The sequence below is a fragment of the Pseudomonas sp. DW-iso17 genome, from assembly GCF_058725345.1.
Map to the genome: position 1 here is coordinate 93,535 of NZ_JBZXEA010000041.1, position 20,448 is coordinate 113,982.

Annotated in this window: 21 protein-coding genes and 1 riboswitch; of the genes, 4 read left to right on the forward strand and 17 right to left on the reverse strand. The window is 62.0% G+C overall.

Annotated elements, in window-relative coordinates:
- Positions 1 to 141 precede the first annotated feature (141 nt).
- The 12 genes from AC4PS6_RS21365 to cobO form a co-directional block, all read right to left on the reverse strand.
- Entirely contained in the window at positions 142 to 1,350 is a 1,209-nt protein-coding gene (locus AC4PS6_RS21365) for an MFS transporter (RefSeq protein WP_014719382.1), read from the reverse strand.
- Between the two features lie 54 nt (positions 1,351 to 1,404).
- Positions 1,405 to 1,809, reverse strand: coding sequence for a MarR family winged helix-turn-helix transcriptional regulator (locus AC4PS6_RS21370; protein WP_014719383.1), 405 nt, complete (start codon positions 1,807 to 1,809; stop codon positions 1,405 to 1,407).
- A gap of 42 nt (positions 1,810 to 1,851) precedes the next feature.
- The gene (locus AC4PS6_RS21375; protein ID WP_038452232.1) at positions 1,852 to 2,580 is read right to left on the reverse strand and encodes an adenosylcobinamide-GDP ribazoletransferase; all 729 of its coding nucleotides are present in this window, start codon (positions 2,578 to 2,580) and stop codon (positions 1,852 to 1,854) included.
- Between the two features lie 2 nt (positions 2,581 to 2,582).
- Positions 2,583 to 3,158 (reverse strand): alpha-ribazole phosphatase family protein, encoded by a 576-nt coding sequence (gene cobC / locus AC4PS6_RS21380; RefSeq protein WP_336826942.1) that lies wholly within the window; start codon positions 3,156 to 3,158, stop codon positions 2,583 to 2,585.
- The gene (gene cobT / locus AC4PS6_RS21385; RefSeq protein ID WP_106111351.1) at positions 3,155 to 4,210 is read right to left on the reverse strand and encodes a nicotinate-nucleotide--dimethylbenzimidazole phosphoribosyltransferase; all 1,056 of its coding nucleotides are present in this window, start codon (positions 4,208 to 4,210) and stop codon (positions 3,155 to 3,157) included. The genes cobC and cobT overlap by 4 nt, the downstream gene beginning before the upstream one ends.
- On the reverse strand, positions 4,207 to 4,728 hold the full coding sequence (cobU, locus tag AC4PS6_RS21390) for a bifunctional adenosylcobinamide kinase/adenosylcobinamide-phosphate guanylyltransferase (protein ID WP_103452150.1): 522 nt from the start codon (positions 4,726 to 4,728) through the stop codon (positions 4,207 to 4,209). The genes cobT and cobU overlap by 4 nt, the downstream gene beginning before the upstream one ends.
- Before the next feature lie 448 nt (positions 4,729 to 5,176).
- A complete protein-coding gene (locus AC4PS6_RS21395) occupies positions 5,177 to 6,628 on the reverse strand; it encodes a cobyric acid synthase (RefSeq protein WP_072433686.1) in 1,452 nt (483 codons plus the stop codon).
- A complete protein-coding gene (gene cobD, locus AC4PS6_RS21400) occupies positions 6,625 to 7,614 on the reverse strand; it encodes a threonine-phosphate decarboxylase CobD (protein WP_020302677.1) in 990 nt (329 codons plus the stop codon). Before cobD ends, AC4PS6_RS21395 begins: the two co-directional genes overlap by 4 nt.
- Positions 7,607 to 8,515 (reverse strand): adenosylcobinamide-phosphate synthase CbiB, encoded by a 909-nt coding sequence (cbiB, locus tag AC4PS6_RS21405; protein ID WP_014719390.1) that lies wholly within the window; start codon positions 8,513 to 8,515, stop codon positions 7,607 to 7,609. Before cbiB ends, cobD begins: the two co-directional genes overlap by 8 nt.
- On the reverse strand, positions 8,512 to 9,162 hold the full coding sequence (bluB, locus tag AC4PS6_RS21410; protein ID WP_014719391.1) for a 5,6-dimethylbenzimidazole synthase: 651 nt from the start codon (positions 9,160 to 9,162) through the stop codon (positions 8,512 to 8,514). Before bluB ends, cbiB begins: the two co-directional genes overlap by 4 nt.
- Positions 9,159 to 10,550 (reverse strand): cobyrinic acid a,c-diamide synthase CobB, encoded by a 1,392-nt coding sequence (locus tag AC4PS6_RS21415; RefSeq protein ID WP_032903124.1) that lies wholly within the window; start codon positions 10,548 to 10,550, stop codon positions 9,159 to 9,161. The genes bluB and AC4PS6_RS21415 overlap by 4 nt, the downstream gene beginning before the upstream one ends.
- Positions 10,547 to 11,158 (reverse strand): cob(I)yrinic acid a,c-diamide adenosyltransferase, encoded by a 612-nt coding sequence (cobO, locus tag AC4PS6_RS21420; RefSeq protein ID WP_073845497.1) that lies wholly within the window; start codon positions 11,156 to 11,158, stop codon positions 10,547 to 10,549. The genes AC4PS6_RS21415 and cobO overlap by 4 nt, the downstream gene beginning before the upstream one ends.
- Positions 11,159 to 11,237: 79 nt before the next feature.
- A riboswitch (cobalamin riboswitch) is annotated at positions 11,238 to 11,484 on the reverse strand.
- 99 nt (positions 11,485 to 11,583) lie between these two features.
- Here cobO and AC4PS6_RS21425 point away from each other — a divergent pair.
- Entirely contained in the window at positions 11,584 to 12,897 is a 1,314-nt protein-coding gene (locus AC4PS6_RS21425; protein ID WP_492180986.1) for a PQQ-dependent sugar dehydrogenase, read from the forward strand.
- Positions 12,898 to 13,020: 123 nt separating this feature from the next.
- Here AC4PS6_RS21425 and AC4PS6_RS21430 read toward each other — a convergent pair whose 3' ends face one another.
- The 5 genes from AC4PS6_RS21430 to AC4PS6_RS21450 form a co-directional block, all read right to left on the reverse strand.
- Positions 13,021 to 13,560, reverse strand: coding sequence for a C40 family peptidase (locus AC4PS6_RS21430; RefSeq protein ID WP_003193049.1), 540 nt, complete (start codon positions 13,558 to 13,560; stop codon positions 13,021 to 13,023).
- 144 nt (positions 13,561 to 13,704) lie between these two features.
- Entirely contained in the window at positions 13,705 to 14,334 is a 630-nt protein-coding gene (locus tag AC4PS6_RS21435; protein ID WP_003193051.1) for a C40 family peptidase, read from the reverse strand.
- 209 nt (positions 14,335 to 14,543) lie between these two features.
- Positions 14,544 to 15,248, reverse strand: a complete 705-nt coding sequence (gene hda, locus AC4PS6_RS21440; protein ID WP_014719395.1) for a DnaA regulatory inactivator Hda — start codon at positions 15,246 to 15,248, stop codon at positions 14,544 to 14,546.
- A gap of 205 nt (positions 15,249 to 15,453) precedes the next feature.
- Complete coding sequence (locus AC4PS6_RS21445; RefSeq protein ID WP_014719396.1) at positions 15,454 to 16,527, reverse strand: AI-2E family transporter; 1,074 nt, start codon at positions 16,525 to 16,527, stop codon at positions 15,454 to 15,456.
- A 55-nt stretch (positions 16,528 to 16,582) separates the two neighbouring features.
- Entirely contained in the window at positions 16,583 to 17,623 is a 1,041-nt protein-coding gene (locus AC4PS6_RS21450) for a DUF2066 domain-containing protein (protein ID WP_198716151.1), read from the reverse strand.
- A 341-nt stretch (positions 17,624 to 17,964) separates the two neighbouring features.
- Between AC4PS6_RS21450 and purM the strand changes: the two genes are divergently transcribed.
- From purM to AC4PS6_RS21465, 3 genes are read left to right on the forward strand one after another with little or no spacing between them, the layout of a single operon-like run.
- Positions 17,965 to 19,023 carry a phosphoribosylformylglycinamidine cyclo-ligase gene (purM, locus tag AC4PS6_RS21455; RefSeq protein ID WP_014719398.1) on the forward strand — a complete coding sequence of 353 codons (1,059 nt, stop codon included), beginning with the start codon at positions 17,965 to 17,967 and terminating at the stop codon, positions 19,021 to 19,023.
- Positions 19,023 to 19,673, forward strand: coding sequence for a phosphoribosylglycinamide formyltransferase (gene purN / locus AC4PS6_RS21460; RefSeq protein WP_003193061.1), 651 nt, complete (start codon positions 19,023 to 19,025; stop codon positions 19,671 to 19,673). Before purM ends, purN begins: the two co-directional genes overlap by 1 nt.
- A gap of 8 nt (positions 19,674 to 19,681) precedes the next feature.
- Entirely contained in the window at positions 19,682 to 20,395 is a 714-nt protein-coding gene (locus AC4PS6_RS21465) for a DUF3108 domain-containing protein (RefSeq protein WP_014719399.1), read from the forward strand.
- The last annotated feature ends 53 nt before the right edge of the window (positions 20,396 to 20,448 follow it).

The following is a 20,448-nucleotide window of genomic DNA, read 5'->3' on the forward strand; positions in this document are numbered from 1 at the left end:
CCTTGAGTCAGTTCAGACCCACAACTTAGCAGATCGCCATGCCCAGTTGCATCAATGCCAGGCCGCCCTGATGCCAGCCCCACCAGGCCAGCAGCAATAACACCATCCCCACAGCCACCAGCATAAGACGCGCTGTCATGCTCATGCCGCCTCCATCTGCGCCTGAATACGTGCCACCGGCCGCTCACGCACCGGCCAATTCAGCGCGGCGGCGAGCAGGCTGAGTAAAATTGCCACCTGCCAGATCAAATCGTAGCTACCGGTTCGATCATAGACCACCCCGCCCAGCCACCCGCCGAGGAACGAGCCAAGCTGGTGGAACAGGAACACAATCCCGCCGAGCATCGAGAGGTTGCGCACCCCAAACAGGGTCGCAACGGTGCCATTGGTCAGCGGCACCGTGGACAGCCACAAGAATCCCATCGCCATGCCAAACAGATACGCCGTGACCTCGGTGACCGGCGCCCACAGGAACAACACAATCACTACCGCCCGCAACAGGTACAAGCCGGTGAGCAGACGCGGCTTGGACATGCGGCCACCGAGCCAACCCGCCGTGTAGGTGCCAAATACGTTGAACAGGCCAATCAAGGCCAGCACCGTGGTGCCCACCGTGGCCGGCAGGTGCTGGTCGACCAGGTATGCCGGCAAGTGCACACCGATGAACACTACTTGGAAACCGCACACAAAAAAGCCGAAGGACAGCAGCCAGAAGCCGGAGTGGGAGCAGGCCTCTTTCAGCGCTTCGCCCAGGGTTTGCTGGCCTACCGTGACCGCCAGCGGCCGGTCCTTGAGCATGGCGACCAGCGGCAGGATCAGCGCCACCATCAAGCCCAGCGCCAGCAAGGCGGCCGACCAGCCGAGCCAGCCAATCAGGCCCAGGGTGCCGGGCACCATGGCGAACTGGCCGAACGAGCCGGCGGCGCTGGCAATGCCCATGGCCATGCTGCGTTTTTCCGGCGCTACGGCGCGGCCAACCACGCCGAGAATCACCGAGAACGAGGTGCCGGACAGGCCAATACCAATCAGCAAACCTGCGCTCAACGACAGCGACCAGGCAGAGTCGGACATGCCCATCAGCACCAGGCCGACGGCGTACAACACCCCGCCGACAAACACCGCCTTGGTCGCGCCGAAACGGTCGGCCAAGGCCCCGGTAAATGGCTGCGCCAAGCCCCAGATCAGGTTCTGCAAGGCGATGGCAAAGGCAAAGGTTTCACGCCCCCAACCGAATTCGCTGCTCATCGGCGCCAGGAACAGGCCAAAGCCATGCCGTACGCCCAAGGACAACGCCAGGATCAGCGCACTGCCTAAAAGGACCCAACCACTGGTGCGCCACATCGAGGTCATTTCTTATTCTCCGTTCGCGGGTATATACCCGCTTATAGTCGAACAAACCGCCGTTCAGGCGAGTTCATCCAGCAAGGCCAACAACATTTCGCGCTTTTCGGCACCGAGCTTATCAATCAGTTTCTGCTGCGCTGCTTCCCACGCCGGCAACGCAGCGCCTAGCCGTTCATGGCCGGCGTCAGTCAACACCACCAGGCGGTTGCGCAAATCGTCGCCCTCCACCAACTGCACCAGCCCTTCACCTTCCAGGACGCGCAGGTTGCGCCCCAGGGTGCTGCGATCCAAGCCCATGGCGTCCGCCAGGCTGGAAATGCTCGGCTGGTCGAGACGCTGCAGGTTGCACAACAGAGAATACTGGGCAACGTTGATCCCGAAGCCGTCGAGAGCGCCGTCGTAGTGCCTGCTGACGCCACGGGCGGCACGTCGCAGGTTGGTGCATAAACATTGGGAGGCAAGCATAGAGCGTGTATATACCCGGAGTTAACCAATTGCAAGAAAGCGTTACAACGCCAGCCCGACCAGCACCGCGACTTCAAGCAGCTCCAGCAGTGCGCCAGCAGTGTCGCCCGTGGTACCGCCCAGACGCTTGACCATCAACTGGCGCAGCCACACGAAACACAGGGCCGCCAGCAACACCGCGATGCCGCCGCTGAAACCACCGATCAGGATGCAGGCCAACCCGCTGAGGATCAGCACCTGTTGGCCGACAATTCGCGGCAGATGATCTGACAGTGCCTGGCCCAATCCGCCCGCCCGCACATAGCGCGTGGTGAGAAACAGCGCCAGCATCGAAGCACGTCCGATCAAAGGCGCCAGGATCAAGGCGGCGCCATTGTGTTGTTCGATCAACGCCACCAACGCGCTGAACTTGAGCAGCAGCACCAGCCCCAGGGTGACCACCGCAATCGGGCCGCTGCGCGGGTCTTTCATGATGCTGAGGGTGCGCTCCCGGTCGCCAAAACCGCCCAACCAGGCATCGGCGCTGTCGGCCAGCCCGTCCAGGTGCAGGCCACCGCTGAGCAGCACCCAGGCGGTGAGCAGCAACGCGGCGTGCAACAGCAACGGGGTACCCTGCAACACCTGGTTGAGGCCCCATAACAGCACGCCGAACAGCAACCCTACCAGCGGATAAAACAGCAACGAACGGCCCAGCTCTTGAGGCTGCGGCATACCCGGCAAGCGAATGGGCAGGCTGCTGAGAAATTGCAGGGCGATCCAGAACGGCAGCATCATCAGCGCCCTTCCTTCAACACGCCATCGGCCGCAACCTGCAGGCCGAACAGGGCACCGTGGCCCACTTCGACATTCAGCAGTTGCTCACGGGGCAACCCTCGCGCCTGGGCCAGCAGCAGGCGCATTACACCGCCATGGCTGATCAACAGCACGCGCTGGCCAGCACAGGCCTGATGCAGCCGCCTGACAGCGCCAAGCACGCGCGCGGAAAACTGGATGACCGGCTCGCCTTCCGGCGGCGTGAATTCATAGGGGTTGGCCCAGAACAAGCCCAGCCCTTGGGCATCGGTGTCCATCAACGCGGCCGCACTCTGCCCTTCCCACGCGCCGAAGTGCAGCTCTTGCAGATCGGCCTCCAGAGTCACCGGCACATCGAGCTGTGCCCCCAACTCCTGGGCGAACAGAGCGCAGCGTTGCAGCGGTGAGCTGATCAGCCGATCCCACGGCCCCTGCCCCACCACTGCGTCGCGCATCTGCCGCCAGCCGTTGGCGGTCAGCGCATCGTCCAGGCTGCCACGCAGGCCTCCGCCCAGTTCGGTTTCGCCGTGACGCAGCAGGTCCAGGCGCAAGGTCATGCGGGGCGGTCCGCCACGGCGGCTTCGGCGAAGGTCGCCATCTGCCCGTGCAGCGCACACGCCAGGCGCAACAAAGGCACCGCCAACGCCGCGCCGCTGCCTTCGCCCAGGCGCAGGCCCAGTTCCAGCAACGGTTGCGCATCGAGGCTGTGCAGCACATGGCGATGGCCCGGCTCGGCACCCCGATGGCCGAACACCAACCATTCGCGGCACGCCGGGTTCAAGCGCACCGCCACCAGCGCGGCCACGCTGCAGATGAACCCATCCACCAGCACCACGATGCCTTCCTGGGCGCAGGCCAGGTAGGCGCCAACCAAGGCAGCAATTTCAAAACCGCCGAGATTGAACAGGGTTTGCAACGCATCGCTGCGCTGACCGGCGTGCAACCCCAGGGCGCGCTCGATGACCGCGACCTTGTGGCTGACCCCTGCGGCATTCAAACCGGTGCCAGGGCCTGTGAGGTCAGTGACCTGGCAATCCAGCAATGCGCAGGCCAAGGCACTGGCGGCAGTGGTATTGCCGATGCCCATCTCACCGCCGATAAAGAGTTGCGCGCCGCTTTCCAGGGCACGGCGTGCGCTGTCTCGTCCAGCTTGCAAGGCCAACTGCCCTTGGGCTTGGGTCATCGCCGGGCCATGCACGAAATTAGCCGTGCCCGCACCGATATTCAGGTGACGAACGCCGGGCAAATCCAGGGACGGCGTGACCGTGCCGAGGTCAATCACCTCCAATTGCGCTTGCAGTTGCCGCGCCAACACGCTGATCGCCGCGCCACCGGTGACGAAGTTTTGCAGCATCTGCCCGGTGACCTCTTGGGGAAATGCCGACACGCCTTCAGCGACCACACCGTGATCGCCGGCAAAAATCGCGATCCACAGGTGATCTACCGTCGGTTTGACCTGGCCCTGCAAACCCGCCAGCCGCACCGCCAGGGCCTCCAACTGGCCGAGGGAACCGGCGGGCTTGGTCAACTGCTGCTGACGCGCCAGCGCCTGTTCGTGGGCCGTGGTATCCACCGCCTTGCAGGGGTTGAGCCACCAGGAATCGGTCATAACGCAGTACCTTTCAAAGTCAGGGGCAGGCCGGCAACCGTCAGCACAACGCGCTGACATTGCTCGGCCAAGGCTTGATGCAGCCAACCGGCTTCATCCACATAACGGCGAGTCAACTCGCCCAGCGGCACGACACCCAGACCGGTCTCGTTGCTGACAAAAATGATCTCCCCCGGCAGCGAGGCCAGGGTTTGCAACAGTTGATCACGCTCGGATGCAAGGCGAGCCGGGTCTTCGAGCATCAGAAGATTGGTGAGCCATAAGGTCAGGCAATCCACCAGCAGGCAGCGATCAGTGGCGGCGTTTTCCTGTAGCACACGCGCCAGGTCGATGGGCTCTTCAACCAGGCCCCAATGGTCGGGACGACGCTGGCGGTGCAGCGCGACGCGCTCGCTCATCTCACTGTCGAGCGGTTGGCTGGTGGCGATATAAATGACGGCAAGCCCGCTCTCTGCGGCAAGCTTTTCGGCCAGGCGGCTCTTACCCGAACGGGCACCGCCGAGGATCAATTGATACATGCAAAGGCCCCTGGCAAATGATGTGGCGAGGGAGCTTGCTCCCGTGACGGCCTGACAGCCGACGCTGATCCAGCTGACGCACCGCGACCCAAATGTGGGAGCTGGCTTGCCTGCGAAGACGGCCTGACAGTCAACACAGTTGGACCGTGTACATATCCATTTCTGCGGTAACGGCCACTTAGGGTTCCGCTTTTACAGCGGCTCACTTTTGAAAAGCGCAAAAGTAAGCAAAACGCTCTTGCCCCACCACTCGGCACCTCGCCCAGGCTCGGTGTGCCCGTAATCCGCCAGTGATTTGGGGGGCCGCCTAAGATCAAGATCAAAAGCAGATCAAGATCAAGGGCGGCTCGCTTCGCATCGTGGTTACCGTTGAGCACTACAGCGTTGTGTAGATACACATGGCTATCGCAGGCAAGCCAGCTCCCAGAGTTGGATGGTGTGAACACCGTCAGATCCCACATAGCTTGCGCAACAAATCGGTGTCCAAGTGGTGCTCCACCAAGTCCGCCAACCGCTCGATATCGCGCTCGCGCAAGCCGTGATAATCCACCTCTTGCACATCCTGCAACCCGGCCCAACGCAGCAACGCGCTGCACGCAGCCGGGGTCTCGAATAGGCCGTGCAGGTAGGTGCCTAGAATTTGCCCATCAGGGCTCTGCGCGCCATCGCTGCGGCCATCGTCCAGCAGGACCGCAGCGCTTGCCAAGGCAGCGCCGCAGGTCACCCCCGCATGGATTTCATAACCGCTGACGTCGGCATCTTCCAATACCAGACGCCCACGCACATTGCGCAGTTGTTTCTCTTGTTCCAGGGTGGTGCTGAACGCCAGCAACCCAAGGCCGGCACTGGAGCCCGCGAGCCCTTCCAGACCCAGCGGGTCATGGACCTGCTCGCCGAGCATCTGCAAGCCGCCGCAGATCCCCAGTACCTTGCCGCCATAACGCAGATGCCGCGCCACGGCGGTGTCCCAGCCATTGGCACGCAGATAGGCCAAGTCACTGCGCACGCTTTTCGAGCCCGGCAGGATGATCAGGTCAGCGGCAGGTATCGCCTGGCCCGGCCCGACGAACTGCAAGTCCACCTGGGGGTGCAAGCGCAGCGGGTCGAAGTCGGTATGGTTGCTGATGCGCGGCAGCACCGGCACCACCACCTTGAGCACCTGGGCGGCCTTGTCGATCTGGCGCTGGTCGATGCCGTCTTCCGCCTCCAGGTGCAGGTCCATCACGTAGGGCAGCACGCCGACGACCGGTTTGCCGGTGCGCGCTTCGAGCCAGTCCAGCCCTGGTTGCAGCAACGCGATATCGCCGCGAAAACGGTTGATGATGAAGCCCTTGACCCGCGCCTGTTCACTGGGCGACAGCAGCTCCAGGGTGCCAACCAGATGGGCAAACACGCCGCCGCGGTTGATGTCCGCGATCAACAGCACCGGGCAGTCCACCGCCTCGGCGAAGCCCATGTTGGCAATGTCATTGGCGCGCAGGTTGATCTCGGCCGGTGAGCCCGCGCCTTCGACCATCACCACCGGGTAGGCCTGGCTCAAACGCGCGTGGGAGGCCAGCACCGCTTGCATCGCAATGGCTTTGTAGTCGTGATAGGCCACGGCATTCATGCTGGTGACCGCACGGCCATGGATGATCACTTGGGAGCCGGTGTCGCTGTTGGGCTTGAGCAATACCGGGTTCATGTCGGTATGGGGCGCCAGGTTGGCAGCCTGGGCCTGCACCGCCTGGGCGCGGCCGATCTCGCCGCCTTCGGCGGTCACCGCGCTGTTGAGCGCCATGTTCTGCGGCTTGAACGGCGCCACCGCGACACCCTGGCGTACCAGCCAGCGACACAGCGCAGTCACCAGGGTGCTTTTACCGGCGTCGGAGGTGGTGCCCTGCACCATCAACGTGGTCATGTGGCGTCCTTGTAGGCGGCCAGGGCTTCATCAAGGCGCAGCCAGTCGGCTTCGGTGTCGGGCAGGCCCAAGCGCACGCTGCTGTTGTGCACGAACAGGCGCAGCAGGATGCCGCGTTGGGCCATGAATTCGTACAGCCGTTCAGCGTGGGGGGTAATCAACCACTGGAACAATGCGCAGCCGCCGTGCGGTTGAAGCCCACGGCGCTCAAGCAACTCGAACAGACGCTGGCCGGCTGCGATGCAACGACTGCGCTGGCGCGCATGCCCGTCGGTGTCGCGCAGGCACACTTGGCCCAACACCCGCGTCGGCCCACTGACGGCCCAGGGCCCGACCTGTTCGGCCAACAGCTTGAGCAACTTGCGCTCGGCCAGCACAAAGCCCAGGCGCACGCCGGCCAAGCCGAAGAACTTGCCGAATGAGCGCAGTACGATCAAGCCGACCTGATCGGCATGGCTGGCCAGGCTCAAGTCCGGGGTCACGTCAATGAACGCCTCGTCCACCACCAGCCAGCCACCGCGCTGGGCCAACCGCGCATGCCAGTCCAGCAGGCGTTGCGGGCTCAGGCTCAAGCCCGTGGGGTTGTTGGGGTTGACCACGACCAGCACGTCGAGGCTGTCGAGAAAGAAGTCGACTTCCTGCTCCTGCACTTCGCGCACCACATAACCGGCGCGGCGCCAGGCTTCGGCGTGTTCGGCGTAACAGGGCGAAAGCACGCCGACCTTGCCGGAACGACGCAAGCGCGGCAGCAGTTGGATCGCGGCCTGAGAGCCCGGCACCGGCAGCAATGGGCCGGCGCCGTAGTACTCGCTGGCAGCCTTCTCCAAGCCGTCATCGGTTTCCGGCAAGCGCGCCCAGGCACGCAAGGGAATCTCGGGAATCGGCCACGGCCAGGGCGCCAGGCCGCTGGACAGGTCGAGCCAATCCGCTTCGGCAATGCCGTACTCAATCGCGGCCTTACGCAGCCGACCACCATGTTCAAGCATAGATTTGCGCCCCCACGCACAGGACCAGCAGCCACAGCCATACGCCGCGCTGCACCAGTTGCCAGCCGCGATCAATGGAATCGGCGTCGGCCGGCGGGCCTTCGCCCAATGGCGGGCGCTGATGCACCTCGCCGTGATAAATCGCCGCGCCGCCGAGCTCCACACCCAAGGCACCGGCCCCTGCCGCCATCACCGGGCCGGCGTTGGGGCTGTCCCAAGTCGGGCCCTGAGTGCGCCAGCATTTGAGCGCCAGGCGGGTTTTACCCAATAACGCGTAGGTTAAAGCCACCAAGCGCGCAGGAATATAGTTGAGCACATCATCGATCCTGGCGGCTGCCCAACCGAAGCGCTCAAAGCGCTCATTGCGATAGCCCCACATGGCGTCCAGGGTGTTGCTCAGACGATAGAGCACCACGCCCGGCACACCGGCCACCACAAACCAGAACAACGCGGCGAATACCGCATCGCTGCCGTTCTCCAGCACCGATTCGGTGGCTGCGCGGGCCACTTCAGTACGGTCCAGTTCACTGGTCTGACGGCTGACTAGGTAACTCACACGTGTACGCGCCTCGTCCAGGTCATCACGGCGCAGGGCCTGGGCCACTGGTATCACGTGCTCGCCCAGGCTGCGCATGCCCAGGGCGCAGTACAACGCCAGGATCTCCAGCAGCCAGCCGATATAAGGCGCCCACGACAACGCCGTGGCCAGCAGGGTCAGCGGCACCACCGCAATAAACCACGCGGTCACACCATGGCTGCGCCAGCCACGCCCGCCAGTATTGAAACGTTGCTCGATGCGCCCGGCGAAATTGCCAAACGCCACCAGCGGATGCCAGCGCCTGGGCTCACCGAGCAGCGCATCCAGCGCCACCGCAGCCACACACAGCAAGGCCACACTCATTGACTCACTCCCCACGTGTTTTCATACAGCATGTCACTCAGCGGTCGCGGATCGGCCCAGCCTTCAAGCTGCAACATCGGTGCCGGGTAAAACTCGGCCACCGGCCCCAGGCACAACACTGCAAGGGGTTTTGCGCCGGGTGGCAAACCCAGCAACTCGGCCAGGGCCTGGGGGTCGAACAGCGAAACCCAGCCCATGCCCAACCCTTCCACGCGCGCCGCCAGCCACAGGTTCTGGATGGCGCAGGAGAGCGAGGCCATGTCCATTTCCGGCAGGGTGCGGCGCCCGAAGATGTGGCGCTCGCGATCGTCCATCAAGGCAGCGACCAATACCTCCGCACAATCGTTGATGCCTTCGACCTTGAGCTTCATGAACGCATCGGAGCGCTCGCCCAATGCTTCGGCGGTGCGTACGCGCTCTTCTTCTACCAACTGTTGAATCTGGCTGCGCAACGAGCGATCGCTGATGCGGATAAAACGCCACGGCTGCATCAGGCCGACGCTGGGCGCCTGGTGCGCAGCGTGGAGCAGGCGCTGCAGCAGTTCAGGCGCGACGCTGCCACCGCGGAAGTGGCGCATGTCGCGGCGTTCGGCGATGGCGCGGTAGACGGCTTCGCGGTCGGCTTGGGGGAATGCGTTGTCAGTCATGGCCTCTTCGCGAGCAAGCCCGCTCCCACATTGGATTGGTTTGCAACTGGGTCAACTGTGGGAGCTGGCTTGCCTGCGATAGCGGTCTCAAGGTCGGGCGCAAACAACGCGGCCACCGCGCCAGGATTCGACGGAAAATAAAAGTGCACATAGGAGGCGGTCAAACGACCCTGTCGGTAAACCGCTTCGGCACCGCGCCCGCCGTTAGGGCTCAGGCCACGGGCAATCGGCGCCCATTCGGTACTGGTCAGGGAATGGTGATAGGTATGCCCACGCAAGGTCCCCTCCGGCAGCTCGACGCTTTGCAGCGCCAGGGCCGCGAGTTTCTTCTGCATCACCGCATCGCCTTGCAACAAGCCAACCAGTTCGGCGCGCTCACCCTCCACATTGGTCAACGAGTCGAGCAGATAGAGCATGCCACCGCATTCGGCGAGCAGCGGTTTGCCAGCGGCGTGATGAGCACGAATGGCGTCCAGCATCGAGGTATTGGCCGACAATGCCTGGTGGTGCAGTTCCGGATACCCGCCGGGCAAATAGAGGCTGTCCGCTTCAGGCAATTGGCGATCATGGATCGGTGAGAAGAACTTCAGCTCCGCGCCCATTGCCCGCAACAGATCCAGGCTGGCGCCGTAAGTAAAAGCAAAGGCTTCGTCACGGGCCACGGCAATCCGCACACCGGCCAGCAAGGGTTCGGTTTCGATCACGTGCGGCGCGGCAAAGGTCACCGGCGGCGGCAGGGCCACTTCGCAACTGCTGCCCAACGCCTGGGCGGCGGCATCCAGGCGTATATCAAGGTCATTCAGTTCGCTGGCTTGCACCAGGCCCAGGTGGCGGCTGGGCAGTTCGATGCCGGTCTCGCGGGACAATGCACCGTACCAACGCAAGCCCTCAGTGAGGCTGCCTTCAAGCAATTGCGCATGGCGCAGGGTGCCGACGCGATTGGCCAGCACGCCGGCGAATGGCAGGTCGGGCTGATAGCGCGCCAGCCCCAGGGCCAGGGCGCCGAACGTCTGGGCCATAGCCGTGCCATCGATCACGCCCAGCACCGGTACACCGAAGTGCCGCGCCAAGTCAGCGCTGGAAGGCGTGCCGTCGAACAGGCCCATCACGCCTTCGATGAGGATCAGGTCGGCCTCCCCCGCGGCCTCCCAGAGCAGGCGGCGGCTTTCCTGCTCGCCCACCATCCACATGTCCAACTGGTACACCGGCGCGCCACTGGCACGCTCGTGGATCATCGGGTCGAGAAAGTCCGGCCCGCATTTGAACACGCGCACCTTGCGCCCCAGGTTGCGGTGCAAACGCGCCAACGCGGCGGTGACCGTGGTTTTGCCCTGGCCGGACGCCGGAGCGGCGATCAGTACGGCCGGGCAATGACGGGGCTGATTCAAAGTTCGACGCCTTTCTGTGCCTTGATACCGGCCTGGAACGCGTGCTTGAGCATGCCCATTTCGGTGACGGTGTCGCCCATTTCGATCAGCTCAGGCTTGGCGCCACGGCCGGTGACCACCACATGCTGCATGGGCGGGCGGGCTTGCAGGTCGCTGAGTACCTGGTCCAGGTCAAGATAACCGTGCTTGAGGGCGATGTTCAGTTCATCCAGCACCACCAAGCCGATGGAAGGGTCATTCAACATGGCCCGGGACACTGCCCAAGCCGCTTCGGCAGCGGCGATATCGCGCTGGCGATCCTGGGTTTCCCAGGTGAAACCTTCGCCCATCACGTGAAAGCGCACCTGCTCGGGGAAGCGGCGAAAAAACAATTCTTCGCCGGTGCTGTTACGCCCCTTGATGAACTGCACCACACCGCACTGCATGCCATGGCCCATGGCCCGGGCCAACATGCCGAACGCCGAACTGCTCTTGCCTTTGCCGTTGCCGGTCAGCACCAGCAGCAGGCCGCACTCGTTGGGGGAATTGGCGATGCGCTCGTCAATCACGGCTTTTTTGCGCAGCATGCGCGCCAGGTGGCGTTCGTCGCGATCGTGGGAATCAGTCATGGCAGCTCTCCGTTGGGGCTGGACAAAAACGGCGGGCAGGAAAAAGAAACAACAGACAGCCAAGCATCGCCCACCGTGATGCTGTTGGATGATTCAGGCCGGTCTCCGGGCTCATGAGTGGCGCTTTTGATAGCAAGCAGCCGAGGGCGCGCCTTCCCATATCGCACGCGACACAGTGGCAAACAGCACCGTCTTGACTCATTTACCGTTGCGGGGGCAGCGCCGGAATCGCGGCAGCACTGTGTACAAGTGCGCTCACTCACCGGCTTCCCTGTTTCACTCTGTCGACGCGCGCGCCACAGAGCACCTGGAACAAGCCGCGAAGGTTAGTGGGTTGGGGGTGGAGCGTCAATTAAAGCTGGCCTTGTACTTGAACCATCCGCCGTTCGTGCTTCTCTACCCCTACAGGTATCAAGGAGAAAACCATGCCTAAAACCCGACTTGCCCTACTGATCATGTTCGCCGGTAGCCTCGCTGCGTGCGGCGAAAGCTCGACCCTGCAGGTCGCCGACGGCACCGGGCCCTCGCCCCGGCTGCCGGAGCCGAACAAGACGTTGATCCCCACCGTCAATATCGCCCCGGCCATCGGCTGGCCCGAAGGCGCCAAGCCAATCGCGGCCGCAGGCACCCAAGTGGCCGCATTCGCCGAAGGCCTGGACCACCCGCGCTGGCTCTACGTGCTGCCCAACGGCGACGTGCTGGTGGCCGAGACCAATGCACCGCCCAAGCCGGACGATGCCAAAGGCGTGCGCGGCTGGGTGATGGAAAAAGTCATGGACCGCGCTGGCGCCGGCGTGCCGAGCCCGAACCGTATTACCTTGCTGCGCGATGCCGACCATGACGGTGTGGCAGAAACTCGCACGGTGTTCCTGGAGAACCTCAATTCGCCGTTTGGCATGACCTTGGTGGGCAACGACCTGTATGTGGCCGATTCGGATAAGTTGCTGCGCTTCCCCTATCAGCCGGGTGAAACCGCAATCACCTCCCCAGGCACCAAGGTGGTGGATTTACCCGGTGGCCCCTTGAACCACCACTGGACCAAAAATGTGGTGGCCAGCCAGGACGGCAGCAAGCTGTACGTGAGCGTCGGCTCCAACAGCAACGTCGGCGAAAACGGCCTGGAAGCCGAACAGGGCCGCGCCGCCATTTGGGAAGTCGACCGCGCCAGCGGCCAACACCGCATTTTTGCCTCCGGCCTGCGCAACCCCAACGGCATGGCCTGGGAACCCCAGAGCGGCAAGCTGTGGACGGCAGTCAACGAGCGCGATGAAATCGGCAGTGACCTGGTGCCGGATTACATCACCTCGGTCAAGGATGGCGGCTTCTACGGCTGGCCTTTCAGTTATTACGGCCAGCATGTAGATGTGCGTGTGACCCCGCAGAACCTGGACATGGTCGCCAAGGCCATCGCTCCCGACTATGCGGTAGGCCCCCATACTGCCTCGCTGGGGTTGACCTTCGCCGAGGGCAGCAAACTGCCGGCCCCCTTCAGTAATGGCGCATTTATCGGCCAGCATGGTTCCTGGAACCGCAAGCCGCACAGTGGCTATAAGGTGATTTTCGTCCCCTTCGAAGGGGGCCAGCCGAAAGGGCAACCGGTGGATGTGCTGACGGGGTTTCTTGATAGCGATGAGAAAGCCATGGGCCGGCCGGGCGGCGTGGTGATAGATCAGCAGGGTGATTTGCTGGTGGCCGATGATGTGGGCAATAAGGTTTGGCGGGTGTCGGCTGTTAAGTAAATAACCACATACCCATGTGGGAGCGGGCTTGCCCGCGATTACGGTGGCCCAGCCAACTAAGCCGTTGACTGACACACTGCATTCGCGGGCAAGCCCGCTCCCATATTTTGGAGTTTTATTGATTCAGGGGTTACGCGCCAGATTCCCTGGCAACACGCGCTTGGCACTCAGGTAGGCATTCTGCCAATACGCTTTGGATAGCGTATCCAGCTTCACCGTACCGCCGGTCTGCGGTGCATGCACGAAGCGCCCTTCGCCCACATAGATGCCCGCATGGCTGACCCGCGAACCGCCACCGGTGGCGAAGAACAGCAGATCGCCGGTTTGCAGGTTTTGTTCGCTGACGTCCTGGGCACGCATCACGATCAATTCACGGGTGGTGCGCGGCAATGAGATGCCGGCAGCGTCGCGAAATACAAAGCCGATCAAGCCACTGCAATCGAACCCCGAGTCCGGTGTGTTGCCGCCCCAGCGATATGGCGTGCCGACCAGGCCCAGCGCACGAAAGAGCACGTCTTCGGCAGCAGGCGAGAAATTTTGGGTGGCATAGTTGAACACCGGCTTAGGCTTGACCGCGACGGGCGCGGGCGGCGGTGTACGACTGGCGCAGGCGCTGAGCAGCGCGGCGCAAACAATAAGCATCAGGCGGGCCGAGGTCGACATGTGCAGAACAATCCTGGTCTGGATGCGGCTTTCGCTGCCGAACGTTGAAAACCAGAACGCGCAAGCAAAGCTCGCGCGAACGGATGACAACAATGTCCAGGGATTCTAGCGCTTACACGTCAAACTTCAAGTATCACTTTAACTTTACTTACTAGCGGTAACCGTAGTCGGAGCCATGGCGAGTGCACGTTTGGCTTCGATGAAGGTTTTGCTCCAGTAGCTGTCACCGAGGTTATCGACCCGAACACCACCACTGCGGCGGCTGCTGGAGTGAATAAACTGGTTATCGCCCAGGTAGATACCGGCGTGGCTGACACGACCGCGACCACTGGTACTAAAGAAAAGCAGATCACCGGGCTTGAGGTTGTTTCGCGCGACCAACGGTGCATTCACGTTGATCATCTCGCGCGTAGAGCGCGGCAGATTCATGCCAGCTTCTTCACGAAACAGGTAGCCAATGAACCCACTGCAATCAAAACCGGCTTCCGAGGTGCCGCCGAAACGGTAACGGGTACCGATCAAGGACATGCCGCGCTCAAGGATGCTGTCGGCCAGAAGAGGCAGTTGGTAAGGCTTGCTGTCAGAGAACTCGGCGAGTTCTTTTTCGGTTGCCACCTCTTCTTCATAAACAGAAGCAGACTGTGCAGCAACGAACTTTGCCTGATTTTGAACCTGTGGTTTTTGCTGTTCTGCCACCTGCTGAGGGTGGGAGGCGCAACCAAACAACAGGGTAACGAGTGCGAGAGGCACGAGGGGTGCGAAGCGATTTAGCATGGGCACGACCGTGGCTGATGTGTAAAGAAGCCGAGACTATGCCCTCTATCACATCGATTTGCAAATTCAATCGCGATCTATGTGACTTATCGTTTCGACTATGCCATCTAAGCCGTGATTCCATTTCTCGCTTGAGTTGCGTAGCCCTTCGGGCTCAAACGCAGGTTTTCTGACGCCTTGAAAATGCCGTTACACGGAAAATCAAGACCTTACCAGCCCAAGGTTTCTTTCAGGAAAGGGATCGTCAATTTTCTTTGTGCCTGCAAGGAAGCCTGGTCGAGTTGCTCAAGCAAATCGAACAGCGCGCTCATGCTGCGGGTGCCACGGGTGAGGATAAAGTGCCCGACTTCGTCGGTCAGGTGCAGGCCACGACGGGAAGCGCGCAGTTGCAGCGCACGCAGCTTGTCCTCATCGGATAATGGGCGCATCTGGAAGATCAACGCCAGGGTCAGGCGCGACTTGAGGTCAGCCAGCTTCACCGGCAGTTCACGCGGTGAGGTGGACGCGGCGATCAGCAAACGCCGGCCGCTGTCGCGCAGGCGGTTGAACAGATGAAACAGCGCCTCTTCCCACTCCGGCTTGCCGGCCACTGCCTGCAGGTCGTCGAGACACACCAGTTCATATTGCTCAAGGTTATCGAAGATGCCGATCCCGCGGTCCATCAATTCGGCCAAGGGCAGGTAGACCGCCGGCTCGCCCGTCTGCTCGAAACGCAGGCATGCGGCCTGCAGCAGGTGGGTACGCCCCACGCCATGCTTGCCCCACAGATAGATCAGGCTTTCAGTCCACCCGGCGTCGGCTTCGCAAAGCCGCTCCACATAGCCGAGTGCAGCGGCATTGGCGCCTGGGTAGTAATTGATAAAGGTAGCGTCATCACGCAGACGCACACCTAGGGGCAGCTGAATCGGTTTCATGCTGACTGAACGGCTCCCATCGAACCGTTAGTGGCCTCTATGTAAAGTTTGCAAAGTTTATACCCGTGGCGCCGGGCGCACAATGCAGCAGACCACAAGCAAAATCAAAGGTTTGCGTTAACCCGGGGGTTTTACGCAGTTTATTTGACGCACCCCGGCGCCAGAAACAACAAACCCGGCCAGGGCCGGGTTTGTGACACCGCGATTACAACTCGGGCTCATCCACCCCGGTATACACGTCCGAATCCTTGTACAGGTCGTGCACATGGCGCACCAACACCATGATCACCGCCGCCACCGGCAGCGCCAACAGGATGCCGGTAAAGCCGAACAGCTCGCCACCCGCCAAAATCGCAAAGATCACTGCCACCGGGTGCAGGCCGATCCGATCGCCCACCAGCAGTGGCGTCAGCACCATGCCTTCCAAGGCCTGGCCCACCATGAACACTGCGACAATCCCCAGCATCGGGTACAGGTCGCCGCCGAACTGGAACAGCCCGGCCACCAGCGCCGCACCGATGCCGATCACAAAGCCCATGTACGGCACGATGGCAGCCAGGCCCGCGATCAAGCCGATCAACAGCCCCAGCTCCAGGCCGATCGCCATCAGGCCAGCAGCGTAAATCACCCCCAGGGCCAGCATCACCAGCAACTGGCCACGCACGAACGCACCCAATACCTCATGACACTCCGCTGCCAGGGAAACAACACGCTCTTCGCGGTCACGAGGCAGCAGACTGCGGATCTTGGCCATCATGATGTCCCAGTCTCGCAGCAGGTAGAACGCCACCACCGGGATCAGCACCAGGTTGGTCAACCAGCCGATCAGCGCCAGGCTCGACGCAGTCGCCTGGCTGAGCACCACCGTGACGATATCGGTGGTCTTGTCCATATGCTCGCTGATAGCTGCCTTGACCTTGTCGAACTTCCAGAAGCCATCGGCCAGCCCGAACTTGGACTGGGCCCACGGCATTGCCGTGTGCTGCAACCAGTCGAGCATCTGCGGCGCCAGCTCATAGAGGCGAAACAGCTGCTTGGCCAACATCGGCACCAATATCAACACCAGCGCCGTGATGATCAACGTGAACAGCGCAAACACCGTGATCACGCCCCAGGTGCGCGACATGCCGACTTTTTCCAGGCGATCCACTACGGGATCGAACAGATAGGCGAGCAGTAGCGCCACCAGGAACGGCGTCAGGATCGAATGCAGCAAGAACACAAAACCGCACAGCAGGACAATCCCGCCAAGCCACACCCAACGACGCGTATCCGCCATAAACCACTCCATCTGTTTTTTACGCCCTTCTTCTATATAGAAGGAGGAACACTATTTACCAACGAAAACGCAATTGCGCCTGGGGCTCAGGTGCAACAGCCGGTTGCGTGCCATCGATCACGGCTGGCTGGGCCGGGGCTTCGCCAGCAGGAATTTCCTGCAGCTTGGCCAGGCTCAATTGGGTGCGCAGTTGTTCGGCGCTGCCATTGACGCGATACACAATCCGGTTGCCATCCACCCACTGCGGCTGGCCGCCAAAGGGCTCCAGCAAACGACCCAGGGCGGCGTAGCGCTCCAGGTTCATGCCTTGCACTTCAAGCAGTTGCTCACTGCTCACCCCTGGCTTGACCGCAAAGCGCGGCGCCAGCTTTTGGCTGACCGCCAGCAATACCGCGTCGGCAAGCGCGGCAGTGTCAGCGCCTTGAGCGGTACCCTCCTCAGCCTTGTCGCCCAGCCACAAGCGCCATTTTGCCTGCCACTGACTACCCTCCTGACGCGCATGCACTGCCAGCAACGCATCGGCACCGTAACGCTCGGAGGCTGCGCGCAAAGGCGTGGCGTCCGGGCTTTCAAGATTCGGCGCGGTGGCGACTACCTGTTCATCCAGGTCTCCCAGCGGCAAGCGCAGCGGCAGACCCCTGTGTTGCGCGGCTCGGCGCAGGGCCTGGGCAACGGCCTGGCCATCGCCGACCAGGCTGCTGCCTTCAGTTGAATCGTTCAGCCACCAACCCAGGATCGACGGCCGGTTGCTGCCCCAGATCGACAGGCCCGCATCCCGCAAGGCGCGATCGGTGCTGACCGGGTCGAAGTCCACTTGCAGGCTTTCCGGCGGGCCGGCGTCGTAGCCGTACTGGCTGATGATTTGTTGCGGGTCTTTGCGGATCGCTGCCAGGCCAGGGCCATCGGCGGCCTTGGCGTCGCCGGTCAGGCGGATCACGAGGGTCTGCACGGCACGCTGGGTGGCCTGGTCGCGCTCTTGGGGCGACTGGCTGCTGACCGGTTCAAGTACTTGATAGAGGCCATTGAGGGTTTCGGCATGACTCGCCAGGCTGACCAACGACAAGCAGCCTACAAAGAAGAATTTACACAGACGCATGGAAGATTCCCGAACGACAAATTTAGCGGTTGGAACAGACCGCGTGATCTCGGTTTGGCAAGGCTGTGACACAGCGACCGGTAAAACATTCACAAGGTCCCGGTAAGTTTTCATACTGTCATAACGCTAGCGAGCTCAAGGCTATACCTTAATACGCACGATTACCGGCCCGATTTGCATTTTTTTGAACTCATATGCCCTGCCCGTCGGCCCGAGGATGGCCGCTGCCCCTCAAGCCTGATAAAATCGCGCGCCTTCGCAGACCGTCAACGGCAGGGCCCTTTCCAAAAGCCCCCGCCCGCCCGGTCGTTACCCAGAAATCCCCCCTAAAGGCCTGGATCATGAGCAAGCAACCCTCCCTGAGCTACAAGGACGCCGGTGTAGACATCGACGCCGGTGAAGCATTGGTCGAACGCATCAAGAGCGTCGCCAAGCGCACTGCGCGCCCTGAAGTCATGGGTGGCCTGGGCGGTTTTGGCGCCCTCTGCGAAATCCCGGCCGGCTACAAGCAGCCTGTACTGGTGTCCGGCACCGACGGCGTGGGCACCAAGCTGCGTCTGGCCCTGAACCTGAACAAGCACGACAGCATCGGCATCGATCTGGTCGCCATGTGCGTCAACGACCTGGTGGTGTGCGGCGCCGAGCCGCTGTTCTTTCTCGACTACTACGCCACCGGCAAGCTCAATGTCGAGACCGCGACCCAGGTCGTAACCGGCATCGGTGCTGGCTGCGAACTGTCGGGTTGCTCCCTGGTCGGCGGTGAAACCGCTGAAATGCCAGGCATGTACGAAGGCGAAGACTACGACCTGGCCGGCTTCTGTGTCGGTGTGGTGGAAAAAGCCGAGATCATCGACGGCTCCAAAGTAGCTGCTGGTGACGCCCTGCTCGCCCTGCCATCGTCCGGCCCGCACTCCAACGGCTACTCGCTGATCCGCAAGATCATCGAAGTGTCCGGCGCCGACATCGAGAACATCCAGCTCGACGGCAAGCCACTGACCGACCTGCTGATGGCGCCGACCCGCATCTACGTCAAGCCACTGCTCAAGCTGATCAAGGACACCGGCGCCGTCAAGGCCATGGCCCACATTACCGGTGGCGGCCTGCTGGACAACATCCCGCGCGTACTGCCAAAAGGCGCCCAGGCGATTGTCGACGTGGCCAGCTGGCAGCGCCCGGCTGTCTTCGATTGGCTGCAGGAAAAAGGCAACGTCAACGAAACCGAAATGCACCGCGTGCTCAACTGCGGCGTGGGCATGGTGATCTGCGTTGCGCAGGAACACGTTGAAACCGCACTGAACGTGCTGCGTGAAGCCGGCGAGCAACCTTGGGTGATTGGCCAGATCGCCACTGCTGCCGAAGGCGCAGCCCAGGTTGAACTGAAGAACCTCAAGGCTCACTGATGCCCCAGACCTGTGATGTCGTGGTGCTGCTTTCCGGCACCGGCAGTAACTTGCAGGCCCTGATCGACAGCACGCGCACCGGCGACAGCCCGGTGCGCATCGCTGCGGTGATTTCCAACCGCAGCGACGCCTACGGTCTGCAACGCGCCCGTGACGCGGGTATCGATACTCGCTCCCTGGATCACAAGGCGTTCGACGGTCGCGAGGCCTTCGACAGCGCCTTGATCGAACTGATCGACGCCTTCAACCCCAAACTCGTGGTCCTTGCCGGTTTCATGCGCATCCTCAGCGCAGATTTCGTCCGGCACTACGAAGGGCGCCTGCTCAATATCCACCCTTCCCTGCTGCCCAAGTACAAAGGCATGCACACCCACCAGCGCGCCCTCGACGCCGGCGACAGTGAGCATGGCTGCAGCGTGCATTTTGTGACCGAGGAACTCGATGGCGGGCCTCTGGTCGTACAGGCAGTGGTTCCGGTAGAGTCAGGCGACTCGGCGCAGACGCTTGCGCAACGGGTTCATACCCAGGAACACAGGATTTACCCGCTGGCTGTTCGCTGGTTTGCCGAAGGACGGTTGATTCTTGGCGACCAGGGTGCATTATTGGACGGCCAGTTACTCGCGGCCAGCGGCCACTTGATTCGAACCTAGGAGATTTTATGCGTCGCGCCCTGCTTTTCGCTTTTGCGCTGTTCGCTTTGCCTGCCGTACAAGCGGCAGACCTTCACCCCTTCTCCGTCAGCTACACCGCCGACTGGAAACAACTGCCCATGAGCGGTTCGGCTGAACGCAGCCTGAGCAAGAATGGCGACGGTACCTGGACCTTGAATTTCAAGGCCTCGATGATGATTGCCAGCTTGACCGAAACCAGCGTGATCCTGTTCGACAAGGACACCCTGCAACCCAAGAGCTACAGCTTCGAACGCGGCGGCCTGGGCAAGGCGAAGAAGATCAACCTGGACTTCGACCAGAGCGCTAAAAAAGTCACCGGCTTTGAAAACAAAGACCCGGTCAATGTCACTCTCGAAAGCGGCATGCTCGACAAGTCCACCTACCAGCTTGCTCTGCAACGCGATGTTGCCGCCGGCAAGAAGAGCATGAGCTACCGCGTGGTTGAGGGTACTGATACCGATACCTACGACTTCCGCGTGATCGGCTCGGAAAAGGTCCAGACCAAGGTCGGTTCGATCGACGCGATCAAGGTCGAGCGCGTGCGCGACCCGTCGCAGAGCAAGCGCATCACACAGATGTGGTTTGCCAAGGACCAGGGCGGCATCCTGGTTGCCCTGCGTCAGGTCGAGACTGACGGCAAGGAATACAACATCATGCTGCAGGATGGCACCGTTGACGGTAAGGCTGTCAAAGGCAGCTGATTGCTGATGCACCGGAAAAGAGCCTCGCTGAATGCGGGGCTTTTTTTTGCCTG

Excerpts from the sequence above, each read along its gene's own strand:
- AC4PS6_RS21430 (WP_003193049.1), bottom strand. The coding sequence starts at position 13,560 with ATGTCGACCTCGGCCCGCCTGATGCTTATTGTTTGCGCCGCGCTGCTC.
- AC4PS6_RS21435 (WP_003193051.1), bottom strand. The coding sequence starts at position 14,334 with ATGCTAAATCGCTTCGCACCCCTCGTGCCTCTCGCACTCGTTACCCTG.
- AC4PS6_RS21445 (WP_014719396.1), bottom strand. The coding sequence starts at position 16,527 with ATGGCGGATACGCGTCGTTGGGTGTGGCTTGGCGGGATTGTCCTGCTG.
- cobO (WP_073845497.1), bottom strand. The coding sequence starts at position 11,158 with ATGACTGATTCCCACGATCGCGACGAACGCCACCTGGCGCGCATGCTG.
- AC4PS6_RS21425 (WP_492180986.1), top strand. The coding sequence starts at position 11,584 with ATGCCTAAAACCCGACTTGCCCTACTGATCATGTTCGCCGGTAGCCTC.
- AC4PS6_RS21450 (WP_198716151.1), bottom strand. The coding sequence starts at position 17,623 with ATGCGTCTGTGTAAATTCTTCTTTGTAGGCTGCTTGTCGTTGGTCAGC.
- purM (WP_014719398.1), top strand. The coding sequence starts at position 17,965 with ATGAGCAAGCAACCCTCCCTGAGCTACAAGGACGCCGGTGTAGACATC.
- cbiB (WP_014719390.1), bottom strand. The coding sequence starts at position 8,515 with ATGAGTGTGGCCTTGCTGTGTGTGGCTGCGGTGGCGCTGGATGCGCTG.
- cobD (WP_020302677.1), bottom strand. The coding sequence starts at position 7,614 with ATGCTTGAACATGGTGGTCGGCTGCGTAAGGCCGCGATTGAGTACGGC.
- cobT (WP_106111351.1), bottom strand. The coding sequence starts at position 4,210 with ATGACCGATTCCTGGTGGCTCAACCCCTGCAAGGCGGTGGATACCACG.
- hda (WP_014719395.1), bottom strand. The coding sequence starts at position 15,248 with ATGAAACCGATTCAGCTGCCCCTAGGTGTGCGTCTGCGTGATGACGCT.
- AC4PS6_RS21370 (WP_014719383.1), bottom strand. The coding sequence starts at position 1,809 with ATGCTTGCCTCCCAATGTTTATGCACCAACCTGCGACGTGCCGCCCGT.
- AC4PS6_RS21375 (WP_038452232.1), bottom strand. The coding sequence starts at position 2,580 with ATGCTGCCGTTCTGGATCGCCCTGCAATTTCTCAGCAGCCTGCCCATT.
- purN (WP_003193061.1), top strand. The coding sequence starts at position 19,023 with ATGCCCCAGACCTGTGATGTCGTGGTGCTGCTTTCCGGCACCGGCAGT.
- bluB (WP_014719391.1), bottom strand. The coding sequence starts at position 9,162 with ATGACTGACAACGCATTCCCCCAAGCCGACCGCGAAGCCGTCTACCGC.
- cobC (WP_336826942.1), bottom strand. The coding sequence starts at position 3,158 with ATGACCTTGCGCCTGGACCTGCTGCGTCACGGCGAAACCGAACTGGGC.
- AC4PS6_RS21395 (WP_072433686.1), bottom strand. The coding sequence starts at position 6,628 with ATGACCACGTTGATGGTGCAGGGCACCACCTCCGACGCCGGTAAAAGC.
- cobU (WP_103452150.1), bottom strand. The coding sequence starts at position 4,728 with ATGTATCAATTGATCCTCGGCGGTGCCCGTTCGGGTAAGAGCCGCCTG.
- AC4PS6_RS21465 (WP_014719399.1), top strand. The coding sequence starts at position 19,682 with ATGCGTCGCGCCCTGCTTTTCGCTTTTGCGCTGTTCGCTTTGCCTGCC.
- AC4PS6_RS21365 (WP_014719382.1), bottom strand. The coding sequence starts at position 1,350 with ATGACCTCGATGTGGCGCACCAGTGGTTGGGTCCTTTTAGGCAGTGCG.